This is a genomic window from Campylobacter sp. BCW_6463, assembly GCF_001762785.1.
Lineage (GTDB): Bacteria > Campylobacterota > Campylobacteria > Campylobacterales > Campylobacteraceae > Campylobacter_D > Campylobacter_D jejuni.
The window spans coordinates 94,872-113,469 of record NZ_MJXL01000048.1 but is presented as its reverse complement, the minus strand read 5'-3'; the positions used below and the strand labels follow the sequence as shown (position 1 = coordinate 113,469).

Genomic DNA, 18,598 nt, shown 5'->3' with positions numbered 1-18,598 from the left:
TTTGGATAGCTGCAAGTGGAGAGAGATATTTTGATACGATGAAATAAAGGAGGATGACGCTAATAATACTTGTAAAAATAACAATCGCAGTTTGTATAAATGCAATTTTATAAACTGGAGCTTCTATTTGTTCTACTGGTTCTCCAACGCAAGCAGTATAAATTCCAGAAACTTTTGCACACACAGCAAATCTTTCACTATTATCTTTTGGTCTAGTATACTCAAAAGGTTCAAAATCTTTCTTGGTTTTTGCAAGATTTGCAATTGCACTAATATCATAACCTTGTTGTAAAAGAGCTTTGTCTGTAGAAACAAATACTTTATTTTCTTCATCAAATACAAAAGTTCTACCTGGTAAATTTTCAAATTCAGCTTGCAAATCTGCTGCAAGAACATCTACGGCCAAAACTCCTATAAATTTACCATCTTTATAAAGCGGAATAGAATATGTAAAGCAAGGTAAATTTGTAGTTACATCAATATAAGATGGGGTAATATAAAGTTTATTTGTTTTAACTGCTTCTATATAATATTCTCTTGTTCTAGCATCATAATTATCAGCTTTTCCATAAGTTCCAAAATCTAAATTTTTAGCATCAGAGTCTGGATCGCTTACAACAAGTTCGCCACTTGGTTGAGCAATATAAACTGCTAAGAATCTTCCAGCATCTCTAAAATTCTTTAAATCTTTTCCAACATAATGCATTAAAGCATCTTGACTATCTAACTGTTCTACAGGATGCTTTAAAATACTTTTAGCCAAACTTTCAAGAGCTAAAGAATTTCTTGCCTTAAAAGACTCCATAGAATTTTTAGCCGTTTTAACATAATTTATTTCAGCATTCACAACTTCATGAAAAATTGCTTGCTTTACAAATATAAATGTTACAACACCTAAAATTATCAAACACACTACTGCGATTAAATTTGCAATCAGTGAAACCTTCAATTTTACGCTTTTCATAATTTAAGCGCTCCTTTCTAATATTATTTTATAGGGATATTTACATAAAGTTTTATAATTATAAATTAAAAAATTTAAATTTTTACTTAAATTTAAAAGTTATAAAAAATTAATTTAATTAATATTAAATTAATTTATATTTATTATTTTTATTTAAAGTAATATCGCTTCGAAAATTCTATGTATTAAGCTTAATATCGTTATAATTTAGAAAAATTTATATCGAAGGAAATATTTTGAAAAAAATTATATTATTTATCTTATCTTTAGGGATATTTTATACTTTCACACAAGCTAAAAACTTCGAACAAGATCAAAATAACAACAGCAATTTAGTTAGTGTCAGTATAGCACCTCAAGCATTTTTTGTTAAAAAAATAGCTGCAAATACTCTAGATATCAATGTTATTTTGCCCCCAAATAGCAATGAGCATAATTTTGAATTTAAACCAAGCACTATGAAAAAACTTGAAAAAAGTGATATTTATTTCACCATGGGCTTAGAATTTGAGAAAGTTTTTACGGATAAATTTAAACAAAATTTTCCAAAACTTCAAGTTGTAAATATGCAAAAAAACATAGCTTTAATTCAAACTCATGACACTCACGAACACTCTCATGAACATGAGCATTTTGATCCTCATACTTGGTTAGATCCTATTTTAGTCCAAACTATGGCTTTAAATATTTATGACACCTTAATTCAAAAATATCCACAAAATAAAAATTTATATAAACAAAATTTAGATAAATTTTTAGCAGAATTAGATAGTTTAAATTTACAAATTGCCTCAAAATTAGAAAAATTAAAAAATAGAGAATTTGTAGTTTATCATCCTTCTTGGACATATTTTGCAAAACGCTATAATCTTACGCAAATTCCTGTAGAAATTTTAGGCAAAGAACCAAAAAGCAAAGATTTGCAAAACCTTATTACTCTAATAAAAGATAAAAATTTAAAAGTCATTTTTGTTCAAAATGGATTCCCTGAAAATGCAGCAAAAACACTTGCTAAAGAATGTAATGTAAAAATTTACAAAATAGATCATTTATCTTATGATTGGGAAAATGAGCTTTTAAAAACTGCTGATGCCTTTTCTCATAATTTATAATCAGGCTTTTTGATGCTTTTTTTTGAAATTTCTAATCTAAACTACGCTTATGACAATGAAATCATCTTAAAAAATATCAATCTTAGCTATGACAATAAAGACTTTCTCTCTATCATAGGTCCAAATGGCGCAGGAAAATCAACACTCGTAAAACTTATCTTAGGACTTTTAAAATCCAAAAATAAAATCCATTTCAAAGCTCTTCAAAGAAAAGAAATAGGCTATGTTCCTCAACACACTCTAGCCAATCCTAATTTTTGTCCAAGAGTGCTTGAAATCGTTCTTATGGGACTTTTAAGTAAAAAAATTTTTGGTTTTTATGGGAAAAAAGATAAAGAAAAAGCTATGCAAGCTTTAAGAAGCGTAGGAATGGAAAAATTTTGGAACAAAACAATTGATTCTCTAAGCGGAGGACAAAGACAACGTGTTTTTATCGCAAGAGCCTTAGCTAGTGAATGTAAGATGCTTATTTTAGATGAACCTACCGCAAGCGTTGATAACAAGTCTGCTATACAAATTTTTGAACTTCTAAGCTCTTTACACCAAAAAGGCATGGGAATTTTACTCATTTGTCACGATATCAACCTTGTATTAGCTTATAGCGATAAAATTGCACATTTAAACAAAGAACTTTTCTTGCATACCAACACTAAAGAAAAAGAAAAAAGTTCATTTTTAAAACATTTATACGAAAACCACTCTCATTTTTGTGATGTAGAAATGAGTTTAAATACTTGTTTTTGTGATGAAGAAAATTGCGATAGTAAAAAACTATGCGAACAAGAATTTACAAGAAGAAATTTGAAAAAAACAGAATTTAAAAAAGAAAATTTTTGTTTAAAATTTTCAAAGGAAAATAATGCTTGAAATTTTAAATTTCACCTTTTTTCAAAACGCTTTACTAGGAGCGATTTTAGTTAGTATAGCTTGTGGGATCATAGGTACTTTGGTGATGATAAATCGCCTTTTTTCTATGGCTGGAGGTATAACACATGGAGCTTTTGGTGGTATAGGTATAGCTTTTTATTTCTCTTTACCTATTTTATTAAGCACGGGAATATTTACTTTATTTTTGGCTTTTTTAGTAGCTTTTTTAGCTAAACACTATGAACACAGAAGTGATAGTATTATCGCTGTAATCTGGGCTTTTGGAATGGCTGTTGGGATTATTTTAATCGATTTAAGCCCTAGTTATAACACAGATTTAATGGCTTATCTTTTTGGAAGTATTTTAGCTGTAGGAACACAAGATTTATGGCTTATGGCTTTGGTTGATAGCGTGGTGGTTCTTTTGATCTTTTTATTTTATAGACAATTTGAAGCATTAAGCTTTGATGCGGAATTTGCAAAAGTTCGTGGTATCAATACAAGTTTTTTTCATTATCTTTTAATCGCCCTTATGGCTTTTTGTATAGTTATTTCTATACGCCTTGTAGGGCTTATTTTGGTTATGGCTTTGCTTAGTATCCCAAGCTTTATTGCTGAAAATTTCACTAAAAGACTTGGCTTTATCATGATTTTGGCAAGTTTTTTAAGTATGATTTTTTGTGTTTTAGGACTTATACTTAGCTATTATCTTAATCTCTCAAGCGGTGCTTGCATCATAGCTGTAGCTTGTTTTAGTTTTTTAGTGCATTTGATAGGCAAATTTTTAAAAAGGTAAAGGTGCAAAACACACTTGCACTTTTATATCTTTTTGCCCTTGTTCTTTAAAATACAAATGTTCGCTTGCTTTAAAAACAAAAAATTTTTCTGCGATTTTTCTTTGTAAATCTTGAGTTTTTTCACATAAAGGATACACAAGTTTAATATCATAAATTTTAAATTTGCAAGCATAAGCAAACATTTGATATAAATCGCTTTGTTCTATGCCCTGCTTTTTATCTTCATCACTATCTGGAATTTTCCACTTGGTATCTAAAATCATTTTATTTTCTATATATAAATCAGGCTTTAACATGAAACAATTTTCATCATTTTTTGAGATTAAATACTTTCCATTGTTTTGAACTTTAATATCTTGAGTTGGATTTGCTTTTTTTAGCATATAAGCTACATAATCTTCAAAAATTTTCTCCATAGGAAAAAGCAAAGCAAAAGCTTCATTTTTACCATGATAAGGCATAAAACTTTCATTTTTTAAGAAAATTTTACACCACAAAAGCAAGTTTTCATAATAATCAAAATGTCTTGAAATTTTATAACTAAAATCTTTTTCATAATTTTTAGAAAATTCTACCTCATCGAGCATTTGCATAGATTTTATAAGTCTAAATTTATTCAAACTTGTTTTGGATTTTAAAAAATTTAGCGTTGATTTTATCAAACGATTGGGTGCTATATCTAAAACAAACTCATCATTGCTTGTAAAAAATCTTTCTTTGTGTATCAAATTTTGCTTGATATGCTTGTTAAATAGTAATTTTCCCTTTAAAAAAGCCCTATTTTCTTCGCAACTTAGATAAGATCTCATCAAGCCTTTTTTATACACGCTATCAAATTCATCTAAAAACATAGTGATAAACACTTCAAATAAAGGAATTTTAGAACTTTGCAAAGATGAAATTTGCGATTTTTTAAAGGGGGAGTTTTTTAAGGTTTTTAGCATATTTATCAAAAGATTTTTGGGATTAAATTTAAAATCTTTTTCATAAAAATCATTATTTTTAGAAATATTGTCTAATTCATAGTATCTTTTTAGTTTTTCTTTATCGTGATTTGAAGAGCTATCTTCTTTTTTATAGCTATCTAAATTCGTGCATTTTGGCAAGATCTCCAAAACCCCACTTTTAGTCTGTATAATGCCGACATAATTTTTAGCTTTTAAGGTATTTTTATTTTTAAAGCCTAGAAGATTTTCATTATTTTTTGCAAAATCTTCTAGCTCTTTATAAAACCCTTCGGCCTTTTCTTTGAAAATTTCTTTTAAATCTTCTTTAGAAAAAGCTTGGTGTTCGATGATGGAAAAAGTGCTATTCATTTTCGTTTTTTAATTTATTTGCTATTTCATCATTATAAATTGCTTGATATATTTCTATTTTATCCCAAATTTTATCATCAAATGAAGCAATATTATAAATACTTCTCTCGCTATTAACACTATCTAGATTTTTTATTTTTTGAAGATATTTATCATCTTTTTTATCTTCAAAAATCATACCATTATCATTTAAAACCGCATTAATCAAAGCATAATCATTATAAAAATACTCTTGCAAAAGCGGGATAATTTTGTTTTGAAAAATACTTTTTAAATCATTTAAATTTTCAACACCTATAAAAAATGCGTGTCCTATGGTTTTTTCTCTATCTAGTAAATATTCTATACGAGTGTTTATAGCTTTTAATAATTCTTGTAAATTAATACCTTCGCAATCCATAGATAATTTGCTCACATCAGGCATCATCTCAATAAATTCAAAGCGTCTTCGCAAAGCTGTATCAAGAGAAGTTATGCTTCTATCGGCTGTATTCATAGTGCCTATGATATAAACATTTTTAGGCACTCCAAATTTTTCACCGCTATAAGGCAAAGTCACTTTTAACTCTTCTTTTTCACCTATCCTTTTACTAGGCTCTATCAAGGTTATAAGCTCACCAAAAATCTTACTTACATTACCACGATTAATCTCATCTATGATGATTATATAAGGTTTTAAAGAATTATCATTGTTTTTATTATTTTCAATCTTTGCAGTTAATTGTTTTTCATATGCTTTAAATTTTTTCACTAAATTAAAGTAATAAGTATGAGTTCTATCAGCATAATCTCTATTAAATACCTTTTTAAACATTTCAGTAGCATTGTTAAATTCATCTTTGCATTTTAATAACTCCATAAATATAGATAAATTTAAATTAAAAATTCCATCGAATCTCTCTATGCCTTCACTATAAATCACAATTGTTTTATTATCAATTTCAATAACAAAGAAATTTCCACCCTTTGTTTTACCAATAGGCTCATTTGTTTCCAAAAGCCAATTTAAAAAATTTTCAACCTTTTCTTTTAATTCTATTTTTTTATTCAACTCATCTGCATTTAAGATACTATTCTCATAATTATCCAAAGCTTTTTCGCAAAGTTCTTTAAAAATTCCATCTTTTATTTCATATTCTATTTCTTTAGAATTTTCTTCACTATCTATGCGAGGCTTTATACCTTCTACAAATTCTTCATATCCATAGCTTTGATGAAAAGTAGTAAATACTATTTGTCCCTTTTTGACATACTCATCAAATTTTGCTTTTTTGTCATCTCTACTTTCTAAATTTTTGCCCAAAATTTCCAAAGCTTTATCTATAGTATGATAAGTTTTTCCTGTCCCTGGAGACCCATAAAAAATTTGATTTAAGGGTATAATTTTCATATTTGATTCCTCAGATTGCACTCTTTCAGTTATAAAAATATCTTGTTCATAATAATCAATCAAAAAAGCTCTATAATAATTCAATGCACTAGAATTGCTGTTTTTTAACTTAAATTCTTCATTTTTATTTAATTTATTTATATTTTGATCAAAACTAAATAAATCACAACTATATAGATTTTCTTTTAAAAATTCTTTTGATATATTTTCTATAACTTGAATATATTTATTTATAGTATTTTTATCTAATTTCTTTTTATTTAAATATTCACTAAATAAATTTTTCATTTTATCTATATAATTTTGACTATTCATGCCATATTTATTCCATAAAGGAATAGCTATATTTTCTATCATTTTAACTAATGATAAATTTTTATTCTCTAATAATTTTTTATGTATTTGATATATTTTTAATTTTTCTTTAAATTCATTTAAAGATATTAAATCTAAAACATTTTTAGAAAAAATATTAACTATTTTTATATTCTTTACATCTTGATAATGAAAAGCTATTTTCCATTTAATTGCATCCCCAAAATCTATTTTTTCTATAGTTTTTAAATTATTATCTTGACTTGCTTGTATTATTTGTATGATTTTTTCTTTGATATTATTAAATGCTTCATTTTCATTATTGCCATATTTAGCAATCCAAGCATAATTTTGACTATATAATCTACCACTAGAAGATTCTTTCTGACTTTCATCATTTCTTCTATATATACCAAATTTAAAAGCTGAGCCACCCCAAATACTTCCTAGATTATCCAATTTGCTTTCTATCCAAAAAGTAAAATCATCTCTATTTGGATTATCTTTTTTAATGTTAGTATATTCTTCAAGAGTCATATTTTTAACTTTTTCTAAAGTCCATACTTCTTGAAAATTTAAAAAGCCATCAAGCATTTCTTGTAATTTTTTTTCATCTAAATTCCACATTACCAAATCCTTAAATTATGCTATTTTAAATCATATTTAAATTTCCTACCACTCTACAAAAGTTCTAGCTTTTTTAATATCTGCAATTTCTATACTGATTTTTTCTTCTGAGTCTTCTATAAGAATGCGTTCATTTTTGACTTCTAAAAGTGTGCCTTGAAATTTTTCTTTTTCATTGGTTGTGATCTTCACAAGTTCACCTATACTTTTAGCAAAGTGTTCTATCTTACTCAGTTTTCTTTCAAGTCCTGGTGAAGATACTTCTAAAAAATACTCTCCATTTACAGGTGGTTCTACATCAAAAATAGGCGATAAAATTTCACTAAGCCTTGCACAATCATCAAGATTTACCCCGCCTTCTTTTTGCACATAAATTCTATAAATTTTTCTGCCATTTTCACTTACTAGCTCATCATCATAAAAACTAAGTCCTGCTTCTTTGCAAAGGGCTTCAAGATTCATTTTTATCCTTTTTTATTTTTTCAAAAAGTGCATCCATATGGTTTTGATACTCGAGCCTATCATCAAATTTAAAGTGAAAATTCGGACACCTATACCAGCCCTGCTCACTCATGCAGTAATTTTGCAAAGCTCTACTTGCCTTTTTTAAAGAAGATAAAATTTTTTCTTGCTCATGAACATTAAAAAACATCTTATCAAGATACACAAAAGCATCATATCTGCCTTTTTTACACTCTACATCCACTACACACAAATTTTTCAAATTTTCATCATCTAAATTTGCTAAAGCTTCAGGGATCAGCTCTTTTAAGATACTTTCAGTGCGTAGTTTTTTAATCTCACTTGGGTTCATAGACTTGCTTGTTCCTCTACTTCTTTATAGCTTTCTATATAATCACCCACTCTCATATCATCACACCCTTCTATACCTACGCCACACTCATAGCCTTTTGCCACTTCTTTAGCATCATCTTTAAAGCGTTTAAGCGAGCTTACATTTCCTTCATAAACCACAACTCCGTCACGGATAAGGCGAATTTTAGCTCCACGGTTAATCACCCCTTCAGTTACCATACAACCTGCAATTTGTCCGATTTTTGGCACATTGATCACTTGTCTAATCTCTGCTTGTCCTAATTGCTCTTCAGAAATAATCGGACTCATCATACCACCAAGCAAGGCTTTTACATCGTCTAAAAGATTATAAATCACATTATAGGTTTTAATTTCTACGCCTTTATCCTTAGCACGCTCTTTAACTTCCCCTGTTGGGCGTATGTTAAAACCTAGTACTATAGAGTTTTCACTCGCACTTGCAAGCTCTATATCACTTTGTGTGATCCCTCCTACCCCGCTATGAATGATATTCACTTTAATCTCATCATTTCTAAGTTTTTCTAAACTTGCTTTTAAGGCTTCTAAAGATCCTTGTACATCAGCTTTTAAAATAACAGGCAAGGCTTTTAGATTACCTTCTTTGATCTTAGCTCCAAGCTCATCAATGCTAACTTTAGTAGATTTACTAAGTTCTTTTTGGCGATTGTATTCGTGGCGTTTATTAGCGTATTCTCTTGCTTCTTTATCGGTTTTTACTGCGATTAAAATTTCACCTGCATCTGCTACTTCGCTAAGCCCTACGATAACCCCACATTCGCCTGGTTTGATTTCTTTTAAAGCTTTACCTTGATCATCACTCATCGCACGCACTTTTCCATAAGCCTCACCTGCAACCACAGTACTTCCTACAGTAAGTGTTCCATTTTGCACGATGATAGTAGCTACCGCACCACGCCCTTTTTGCACAGAACTTTCTATAATACTTGCTTTAGCAAAACTTTTTGGATTGGCTTTAAGTTCTAAAATATCAGCTTGTAAAAGCACGATCTCAAGCAAATCTTCAATCCCCATTCCTGTTTTAGCCGAAACCCCTACAAATTCATAAGATCCGCCCCATTCTACTGGCATGATTTCCATTTCTGCGAGTTGAGTTTTTACCATATCAGGATTTGCTGCTTCTTTATCCATTTTGTTAATAGCAATAATAATAGGCACACCTGCTGCCTTGGCATGATTTATCGCTTCTTTGGTTTGTGGTTTTACCCCATCATCTGCGGCCACAACAATGATTACAATATCAGTGATACTTGCACCCCTTGCACGCATAGCAGTAAAAGCTTCGTGACCTGGGGTATCGATAAAAGTAATTTTACGTCCATTTTTTTCTACCATATAAGCACCCACGTGCTGAGTAATACCCCCTGCTTCACCACTTGCAACGCGTGATTTTCTGATATAATCTAGCAAAGAAGTTTTACCATGATCAACATGCCCCATGATGGTAATCACAGGTGCTCTAGTCACTAAATCTTTTTCATCAGTCTCTTCTTCATAGTCTTTTACATAATCAAACTCATCAGCCTCGTTAATGATATTGATCTCTATACCAAATTCAGCAGCCAAAATTTCAATCGCATCTTCATCTAAGAAATCATTTTTTGTTGTCATCATTCCAAGCATGAAAAGTTTTGAAATCACTTCACTAGTGCTTTTTCCTATCTTATCAGCGAATTCATACACACGAATTTCTTTAGAAATAGAAACACTACTTACTTCTTCTACTTCCTTTTTTTCAATCTTTTTAGGTGGTTTTTTACGACTTCTTCTTTGAATTCCACCTTCAAGCCCAAAACCCGCAGAATTTCCAACAGCTTGTCTTATAAAATTAGGTTGTTTTTTATTGATATTTTGTGGTTTTTCTTGTTCTTTTACACTAAAATCAGGTAACACTACCTCATCTTCATCATCTAAAGAAATATCACCAAAATCATGTTCATCTAAAAAATTCATTTTTTCGGTACTTTCTTTTTTACTCGCAACAAAAGATTTTTTTTCTTTTTTCTTTTTCTTTAAACTCTCATCAGCATTTGAAAACATAGTTTTTAAACTTAAGCGCTCTTCATTATTGATAGATATATCATTTGAATTTTTTACTTCTTCTTTTTTAACTTGAATTTCTTCTTCGTCTTTTTTCTTTTTAACAATGACAAGTCCGCGTCTTTTGGCTAAAGTTGCACTAGCAAGGCTTTGTGGCTTATGAGTATCAATAATTTCTTGTTTTTCTTCCTCTTTTGCATTTTCTTTTTCAACTTTTAATTCTTCTTTTTTAACTTCTTTTTTAAGCTTTTCTTCTTTTTTAGGTTCTTTTTTTTCAGATTCATTTAGCTTTTCTTGTTCTTTTATATTTTCTTTTTTAGGCTTTTTTGCCGTAGGAGTTTTGATATTTTTCTTAAAAGCTTCTGGAATTTCTCTTGTTTGTATATACTCATAAATAGCTGCTGCGATCTCAGGCTCTACAGCATTTGATGCTGTTTTAATTCCAAGTCCTAATTCATTTGCCTTTTCAATAATTTCCTTACTATCATAACCTAATTCTTTTGCGATTTCATGAATTCTAATCTTTGCCATTTAAAAATATCTCCTTAAGTCCTTGCTGAGTAATTTTAGTATTTAAATTTTTACATATTTTAGAAAATGCTTTTTGTAAGATTTTATCTTCTTTCTCAATACAATTTTGACATAAATATCCGCTTCTTCCATGTTCTGCTTTAGGCACAATATCTCCTAAAACAACTTTAAATCTAAATAACATATTTTGCTCAAAGCGGTTTTTACACACTATGCACATTCTAATTGGTATATGTTTTTTCAAAATTATATCTTTTTTTTATATTTTTTAGCAAATTTCAAAGCCATTATCATCAAATTCTAAATATTGCACACGAAAATCTTTAAATTTTGTTTGCATTTTCTTTGCCAAAGCTAAAGCATCATCTTTAAAAGCTAAAGAAAAAAAGCTCGATCCCGAACCTGAAAGCGTACTCATTAAAGCTTTATTTTCTAAGGCAAATTTTTGCACTTCAAAAAGCTCGGGTAAGTTTTTCATACGATTGATTTCATGGAGCTTATCTTGACTTGCAAATTTTAAAAATTCATATTTTTTCTCCAAAAAACAAGCGGTTAAAAATGAAGCATGGGAAAGGTTGAAAACCGCATCATTAAAACTTAAATTTTTGGCCAAAGCTTGGCGTGATTGTTCCGTGCTCATTGCCAAATTTGGGATCACAACCACAGCAGCTAAATCTTTATCAATCTCTTTTTTGATGCTATAAACTTTATTTTTTTCAACCAAAGAACACACAAAACCACCAAGAGTAGCTGGAGCGATATTATCTGGATGGTTTTCGTAAATTAAAGCTTCATCTAAAATACGTTCTTTTTCTACCTTAAATCCACTCATATAATAAGCACTGGCAATAGCTCCAACAATCACAGCTGAAGAGCTTCCTAACCCTCTTGAAAGAGGAATGTTATTTTGAAAAATAAAACGAAAATTATCTTTTTTTCCGCTTAGTTTTTCATAAATTTCATAAAAAATATTTACAAATATATTGTTTTTTTTAAGAAAAATATTATCACTGCCCTCACCTCCAATACTAATGCTAAAAACACCTGATTTTTGGATTTGAGTTTCATTAAAAAGCTTTAAACTAAGTCCTAAACAATCAAAACCTGGCCCTAAATTCGCACTCGTAGCGGGAACTAAAATTTTCAAATTTCATCCTAAATTGCATCTAAAAAATAAAAGGGAAGATTATCATTATTTAGTTTAAGCTCTTGTAAATTTTTTGGTAAAAAAAACTCTGCTGGGATATTTTGCTCTAAACAAATTTCACCTTCCTTATATACAAAACAAAAATTTTTATTTGCACTTATGGGTTTATAGCCATTTAATTCAAAAGCACTCACCGCAAATAAAGGAATATTTTTTACTATACTTAAAGTACTCAAACTTACATAAGAAATTTTAATCCCCATATAAGAACCTGGACCATTAGCATAAATTAAACTTGTAAAATCATATTCTTTAAGCAATTCATCTAAAATTTTTGGTAAAAATTCGCTTGCTTTTTCTTCACTTTTATAAGTTTTTATAAGTTCATCATCTTGATAAATTCCGATCATTAAAGGCTTAGATAAAGCATTAAGCAAAAGAGAGGTTTTTATGCAAATACCTTTTCATAAGCTTTTTGGGTTGTTTTTTCAAGGCTTACAATTTCATAAGCATCTTTATCTTTTAAAACTTCTTTAGTAAGCAAATGATTTAAATGATGACTCCCAGCATATGAAGTATAATCTCCAAAAACACGATATCCAAGTAAAGTTAAATCTCCAATTGCATCTAAAATTTTATGTCTTACAAACTCATCTTTGAAACGCAAACCCTCAGGATTTAAAATACGATTTTCATCTACCACTATAGTATTTTCTAAACTTCCACCTAGTGCTAAATTCATACTCCTAAGAGCTTGAACATCTTTTAAAAAACCAAAAGTTCTAGCCCTTGCTATGTTTTCTATATAATTTTTTTTGCTAAATTCAAAATTGTAACTTTGTTCACCTATAACAGCATTGTCAAATTTAATTGTGTAATTAATACGGGGTTCTTTAGTAGGAGTTAAACGCACAAATTTATTACCATCTCTTACTTCTATAGGCTTTTTAATTACCATAATTTTTTTAGGCGCATCAAGTTCTTTTACCCCTGCTTCATCAAGCATCATACAAAAACTAATACTTGATCCATCCATAACAGGAGCTTCATTTGCATTTAAAACTATGCGTACATTATCGATTCCATAAGCATTAATCGCACTCATTAAATGCTCTATTGTAGAAATAAATCCACGATCATCTCCTAAAACAGTTGCCATTTGAGTATTGATCACATTTTCAGGACTTGCCTTATAGCTTGCATTAAGATCGCTTCTAAAAAATACTATACCACTATTTGCTTCTAAAGGCTCTAAAGTAATTTCTATAGGTTCACCCTTATGAAGTCCTATACCTACGCCTTTGACAGTTTTTGCTAAAGTTAATTGTTTCATTAATTTTTTCCTAAAATTATCTTTTTACCATCATTTAAAACATTGTAAATATTATTTTCTATCCATTTTTTATCTTGCCATTGTTCAGGACGCGTTTCAACTCCTTGAACCAAAACTCCAAAATGCAAATGATCGCCTAAGGCTAACCCACTTGTTCCTGTTTTGCCTATAATACTTTGTTTATTAATCATTTCATCTAAATCAACATTTTTAGAAGAACAGTGCCCGTAAAGACTATAAACACCAAAACCATGATAAACAATTAAATTTAAACCGTAAATCCCATTTTCAGCAGCAAAAACAACCTTGCCCGCGTTATTACTTATGATAGGAGCTTGTGCTACGCTTGCTAGATCAAGCCCCATATGATAAGAATCACTCACAAATTGCCCATTATAAGAATAATACCTATGATCAGCAAAATCCGCTACTTTCATACCATTTTTAAGAGGTAAAAATAAATTCAAATCAAAATTATCAATTTTTTCCTCAGGTACTTTTGAAGTGATTTCATGGATAAGTTTTTCATTACTATTTCTTAAAGTTTCATTGACAAACTTAAATTTTTCATAACGATTGAAATTATTATCTTTTGGAGCGTATTGATTTGCTAAATTCTCAATCTTTCCATCTAAAAATTTATCCGTTAGATTGATATTTGAAACACGATATTTACGATTAACAAAATAATACCTTATACGTTCTTTTGAAATATTTCCCGCTTTATCCGTAGCGATAACAAATGCACGAAATTCCTCATCTCTTGCATCCCAAGCAATCAAAGCCGCATAATACCCTTCTTTTACATAAGGCGTAGCTTTAAAAATTTTACCTTTATTTGTCTCTATATATACCTTATCTAAATTAGCATCATCAGCCTTGAAAACAACAGCCCCAGCACCGCCTTGCTCGATTTGGTAAGAATTGCTTATGATATTGATTTTTGGAGCCGTATTATCTACTAATACCGCAATTTGTTTTCTTGCTTCATTACCACTAAAAAAATTCCAAAAACTAGAATCTTTAGCTATCACCTCCAAAACAAAAGATTTTACATTTTCTTTGTAACCAAATTTTGGCAAAGCAACTTGTAAGGTAATATCTTTTAAATTAGAAATCTTTTCATCTGCTATAACCATTGCACTAGTATTGTCGTCTTTATGCAATATAATTTGTACATTTTTGATAGAACTTTCATCATCTTTAACATGCACTAAAATAGGTTTTTTAAGATCAGTATATACAACATCTGGCATTAAAATTTGAGGAGGATTTTTTTCAAAAATACTTAATCTTGAAATAAAAAAAATCAAAATTGCTATTAAAACTAAAATTAAAACAGATAAATAAGTTTTGCCTTTTCTTTTTGCCATAACCTTCCTTAAAAATTTTCGATGTTTTTGTTGTTTTTAGTATAAATTCTATTATATTTTCAGTAAATATCTAGCAAATTTATAAAATTTCTCTTAGAGTATTAGCCTGTTTCATCCATTCTCTTAATTCATCGTTTTTATCTAATTGTATCATTTGTTTACATCTCTCTAATTCTTGTTGAAAAAAATCAATAGAACTTAATAAGTTATCTTTATTTTGTAAAAAAATACTTTCCCACATTTGTGGTGATGATTTGGCAATTCTGCTCATACCTTTAAAAGATCCTCCAGCCAAATGAACAATATTTCTTTTATCCTCTTCTTTCATTACAAAATTAGCCAAAGAAAAACTTATAACATGAGGCAAATGAGAAATAATAGCAGCATGATGATCATGGGCTTTACTATCCATAAAAACAATTTTCATCCCTAAATGAGAAAAAATTTCTACTGCTCTTTTTTGATGCAAATCATCAGCTATTTCACTATCGCAAAGAACACAAACTGCATCTTTATAAAGCTCTTTAAAAGCCGCTTTTGGACCTGAATTTTCAGTTCCTGTCATAGGATGAGCAAAAAGAGTTTGTTTGATTAAATTCTTAGGCAAACTTTCTATAATTTTTCTTTTTGTACTTCCAAGCTCTATAATTGTTACATTAGAAGGCAAATCAACTAACTTTTGCAAAATTTCTATAATAGCATTAACAGGAGTTGCGACAAAAATCATATCACATAAAGCTAAATCTTTAAATTCTATAAGCTCATGAATAAGACCTAATCGCAGGGCATCTTTTTCATTTTCTTTACTTAAATCCATACCATAAACACAAGAAATAAGCTTATTTTCTTTCAAACAAAGCCCTAAAGATCCACCCATAAGCCCAAGCCCTATAATTGCTATTTTCATACTTTCTACCTTAGTTTTTTTGTTAAATTTTTTTTGCTATTATACAGCTTTTAATAAAGCTTTAGGTAAAAAATCAATGAAAAAACATCTTATTAGTATTTGTGCTTTAGTTGCTATAGCCAATGCAGCAACCATTAAGGATATTAAATTTATCGGATTAAACCACTTATCAAATACAAGTGCCATAAATATTACAGGGCTTAAAATAGGAGAAGAAATAAATCCTGCAAAAATCAACACTGCTATTCTTAATCTTTATAAACAAAATTATTTCGAAAATATTGCAGTAGAAAACAACAATGGAATTTTGGAAATTATAGTTACTGAAAAACCAACTATAGCAAAGGTTACTATCACAGGTATAGCTTCAAATGATAGAAAACAAGTTGAAAGTATTTTAGGGATTAAAAGAGGTACGCTACTTGATGAAGGAAGTATAAAAGAAGCTATTGAACGCATTAAAGCTTATTATGAAGCAAAAAGTTACTTTGATACTATTGTAGAATACAAAAAAAAGACTTTAGAAAATACCGATGGGTTAGAGCTTGAATTTATAGTAAATCGTGGTGAAAATATCATTATTGATAATGTTCATTTAAGTGGAGCCAAGAAATTTTCATATTCTGATATAGAACCTTCAATTGTCAATAAAGAAAAAGAATTTATGGGTTGGATGTGGGGACGCAATGATGGAAAATTAAAAGTTTTTGAGCTTAGCAATGATAGTTCAAGAATTGCTGATGAGTACATGAAAAAAGGATATTTAGATGTTCAAGTATCTCCTCCTTATCTTAAAACCTACACAGATACTTATCAAGCAAATTTGACTTATTTTATCAAAGAAGGAAAGCCTTATAAAATTAAAAGTATAAACATAGAAAATCCTTTATTTGATGATAAACAAAATGCACAAACCGTAAAAGATTTAAGATCAAGCGCTGGCAAAACTATCAATATTGAAGACATTAGAAAAGATGTTAAAACCATAGAAACACAAAGTGCTGATTTAGGTTATGCGTTTGTAGAAGTCTATCCTGATATTCAAAAAAATGATCAAACTCAAGAAGCTACTGTTGTATTTAAAGTAATCCCTCACGATAAAGTTTATATAAGAAATGTTATTATTTCAGGAAATTCACGCACTGTAGATCGCGTCATACGCCGAGAATTATATATAACAGAAGGTAATTTATACAATAGAACAGACTTAAGCGAGTCAAAAAATGCTTTAAAAAGAACTTCTTATTTTGACGATGTGAATATCAAAGAAGAAAAAGTTGACGATACACATATTGATTTGATTGTTGATGTTAAAGAAGCTTCTACAGGAGCTATTTCTGGAGGCATTGGCTATGGATCAAGCGATGGTATTTTACTTAATGCTTCTTTATCAGATACAAATATTTTTGGTTCAGGGATAAAAAGCTCTGTAAGCGTAGATAAAAGCGATGATACCTTATCAGGAAGGATTAGTCTCATAAATCCACGCGTTCTTGATAGTCAATATAGCCTAGGTGGAACACTTTATTCAAATGACTATGAATGGGATAATTATTCAGAAAAAAATTACGGCTTTGATATAACAGTTGGACGCCAATTTGCAAGATACTATAATGTAAGCTTAACTTATAATCTTGAACAAAGCGATATTTATCACTTAAGTCCAAATCTTTTAAGAACAGGATATGAACTTGGCAAAAGTATTAAAAGCTCTATAACTCCAGCAATCACCTTTAACAATACAGATGATTATTATCTGCCACGATCAGGTATCATTGCTTCAACTAGTTTAGAATACGCTGGACTTGGCGGAGATCAAGAATTTATTTCATCAAGCTCTAAATTTAACTTTTATCAAGGTTTGCAAGACTATATAGGATATGATCTTATTTATCGCTACAAAGCAAGCTTTTATAAAGTATGGAATGAAGGTTATTTACCAATTAACCAAAGAATTTATTTAGGTGGTATTAGATCGATACGCGGTTTTGAAAGCAGAACAGTAAGCCCTAAAAACCAATGGGGAGATGAAGTGGGAGGAACCATAGCTTTTGCCAATTCCGTAGAACTTAGTTTTCCTTTGATTGATAGAATTAAACTTCGTGGTAGCGTGTTTTTTGATTATGGTATGATAGGACGCAAAAATTTAGATGAAATAAAAAGAATGAGTACAGGTATAGGCATTGAATGGATTACACCAATTGGACCTTTACAACTTGTATTTGCCAAACCTCTTAATGATAAAAAAGGTGATGATACTAACAGTTTTGAATTTAATCTTGGAACACGCTTTTAATGAAAGAATTTTTAGATGCTTGCTTGAATGCAAATTTGCAAATACGCAAGTATCTAAACAATATCCCACAAAATGATCTTAAACTTTGCTCTAAATTAGGCTATGATGAAAATCAAGGCTATGAGCTTGACTTAAAATGTGAACAAATTTTCATAAAATATCTTAGTTGTTTTGGGCAAATTTTTTCTGAAGAAAGTGGCTTGATCGGGAAAGATAACCCAAAACAAATGATTCTTGATCCTTTGGATGGAAGTTCAAATTTTGTTTCTAAAATACCATTTTATGGAACTTCTATAGCTCTCATAGAAAAAGATCAGGCAAAAAGCGCTTTTGTTTGCAATCTTGTCAGTCAAGAAATTTTTGCTTTTAATAACAATCAAGCTTTTAAATCTAATCTTTTCGATCCAAAATACTCACCCTTAACACCTAATCTATTTTCTAAAATAGGTATAGTTGAAAAAATTTCACTTTATCCAGAACTTCTCGATTTTTTAACAAAAAATCAATTAAAATTTCGCTCTTTGGGCGCAACAGCTTTAAGTCTCGCTTATGCTTCGTATTTTAGTTTTGTATTAATTCTTGGAAAAACACGAATTTTTGATACAGTAGCTGCTTTAACAATTCATCAAAATTTATATATAGAAAAAAATGAAAATTTCCTTCTACTAAGCCAAGACAAGAAAATTTTTGATATAATCTTAAAATTTTTAAAAAATAATTAGGTGAAT

The 18,598-nt window shown here is 29.5% G+C and carries 17 protein-coding genes; 5 read left to right on the top strand and 12 right to left on the bottom strand.

All coding sequences use genetic code 11. From position 1 onward, the window contains the following. Positions 1-964: cache domain-containing protein (locus AJ884_RS05610; protein WP_214283842.1), on the bottom strand; the 964-nt coding region annotated here is incomplete at its 3' end. A gap of 236 nt (positions 965-1,200) precedes the next feature. Here AJ884_RS05610 and AJ884_RS05605 point away from each other — a divergent pair. The 3 genes from AJ884_RS05605 to AJ884_RS05595 are packed head-to-tail and all read left to right on the top strand — an operon-like array spanning position 1,201 to position 3,739. Then, entirely contained in the window at positions 1,201-2,076 is an 876-nt protein-coding gene (locus tag AJ884_RS05605; protein WP_070233931.1) for a metal ABC transporter solute-binding protein, Zn/Mn family, read from the top strand. 12 nt (positions 2,077-2,088) lie between these two features. Beyond that, positions 2,089-2,943: an ABC transporter ATP-binding protein gene (locus AJ884_RS05600; protein WP_070233933.1), complete on the top strand. Its 855-nt coding sequence runs from the start codon at positions 2,089-2,091 to the stop codon at positions 2,941-2,943. After that, positions 2,936-3,739 carry a metal ABC transporter permease gene (locus AJ884_RS05595; RefSeq protein ID WP_002870414.1) on the top strand — a complete coding sequence of 268 codons (804 nt, stop codon included), beginning with the start codon at positions 2,936-2,938 and terminating at the stop codon, positions 3,737-3,739. Before AJ884_RS05600 ends, AJ884_RS05595 begins: the two co-directional genes overlap by 8 nt. Here the strand turns inward: AJ884_RS05595 and AJ884_RS05590 are convergent. The 11 genes from AJ884_RS05590 to AJ884_RS05540 all read right to left on the bottom strand — a co-directional run bounded on the left by AJ884_RS05590 (position 3,728) and on the right by AJ884_RS05540 (position 15,574). Next, positions 3,728-5,056 carry an McrC family protein gene (locus AJ884_RS05590; protein WP_070233935.1) on the bottom strand — a complete coding sequence of 443 codons (1,329 nt, stop codon included), beginning with the start codon at positions 5,054-5,056 and terminating at the stop codon, positions 3,728-3,730. The two genes, AJ884_RS05595 and AJ884_RS05590, sit on opposite strands and share 12 nt — an antisense overlap. Then, entirely contained in the window at positions 5,049-7,388 is a 2,340-nt protein-coding gene (locus AJ884_RS05585) for an McrB family protein (protein WP_070233937.1), read from the bottom strand. The genes AJ884_RS05590 and AJ884_RS05585 overlap by 8 nt, the downstream gene beginning before the upstream one ends. A 45-nt stretch (positions 7,389-7,433) precedes the next feature. Then, entirely contained in the window at positions 7,434-7,850 is a 417-nt protein-coding gene (gene rimP, locus AJ884_RS05580; RefSeq protein WP_070233940.1) for a ribosome maturation factor RimP, read from the bottom strand. After that, positions 7,840-8,202: a 30S ribosome-binding factor RbfA gene (gene rbfA / locus AJ884_RS05575; RefSeq protein WP_002778650.1), complete on the bottom strand. Its 363-nt coding sequence runs from the start codon at positions 8,200-8,202 to the stop codon at positions 7,840-7,842. Before rbfA ends, rimP begins: the two co-directional genes overlap by 11 nt. Further along, positions 8,199-10,814: a translation initiation factor IF-2 gene (gene infB, locus AJ884_RS05570; RefSeq protein ID WP_052858947.1), complete on the bottom strand. Its 2,616-nt coding sequence runs from the start codon at positions 10,812-10,814 to the stop codon at positions 8,199-8,201. The genes rbfA and infB overlap by 4 nt, the downstream gene beginning before the upstream one ends. After that, entirely contained in the window at positions 10,801-11,058 is a 258-nt protein-coding gene (locus tag AJ884_RS05565; RefSeq protein WP_002870410.1) for a DUF448 domain-containing protein, read from the bottom strand. Before AJ884_RS05565 ends, infB begins: the two co-directional genes overlap by 14 nt. A 24-nt stretch (positions 11,059-11,082) precedes the next feature. Continuing rightward, complete coding sequence (gene thrB, locus AJ884_RS05560) at positions 11,083-11,961, bottom strand: homoserine kinase (protein ID WP_002857455.1); 879 nt, start codon at positions 11,959-11,961, stop codon at positions 11,083-11,085. Positions 11,962-11,969: 8 nt separating this feature from the next. Continuing rightward, positions 11,970-12,371 (bottom strand): tRNA threonylcarbamoyladenosine biosynthesis protein TsaB, encoded by a 402-nt coding sequence (locus AJ884_RS05555; protein WP_032599159.1) that lies wholly within the window; start codon positions 12,369-12,371, stop codon positions 11,970-11,972. A 38-nt stretch (positions 12,372-12,409) separates the two neighbouring features. Beyond that, a complete protein-coding gene (lpxC, locus tag AJ884_RS05550; RefSeq protein ID WP_002859351.1) occupies positions 12,410-13,294 on the bottom strand; it encodes a UDP-3-O-acyl-N-acetylglucosamine deacetylase in 885 nt (294 codons plus the stop codon). Beyond that, on the bottom strand, positions 13,294-14,667 hold the full coding sequence (locus tag AJ884_RS05545; RefSeq protein WP_070233941.1) for a M23 family metallopeptidase: 1,374 nt from the start codon (positions 14,665-14,667) through the stop codon (positions 13,294-13,296). The genes lpxC and AJ884_RS05545 overlap by 1 nt, the downstream gene beginning before the upstream one ends. A gap of 79 nt (positions 14,668-14,746) precedes the next feature. After that, positions 14,747-15,574 (bottom strand): prephenate dehydrogenase, encoded by an 828-nt coding sequence (locus tag AJ884_RS05540; RefSeq protein ID WP_002860956.1) that lies wholly within the window; start codon positions 15,572-15,574, stop codon positions 14,747-14,749. A gap of 76 nt (positions 15,575-15,650) precedes the next feature. Here AJ884_RS05540 and bamA point away from each other — a divergent pair, with 76 nt between their 5' ends. Continuing rightward, positions 15,651-17,870: an outer membrane protein assembly factor BamA gene (gene bamA, locus AJ884_RS05535; protein ID WP_070233942.1), complete on the top strand. Its 2,220-nt coding sequence runs from the start codon at positions 15,651-15,653 to the stop codon at positions 17,868-17,870. Further along, positions 17,870-18,592: an inositol monophosphatase family protein gene (locus AJ884_RS05530; RefSeq protein ID WP_070233943.1), complete on the top strand. Its 723-nt coding sequence runs from the start codon at positions 17,870-17,872 to the stop codon at positions 18,590-18,592. Before bamA ends, AJ884_RS05530 begins: the two co-directional genes overlap by 1 nt. The last annotated feature ends 6 nt before the right edge of the window (positions 18,593-18,598 follow it).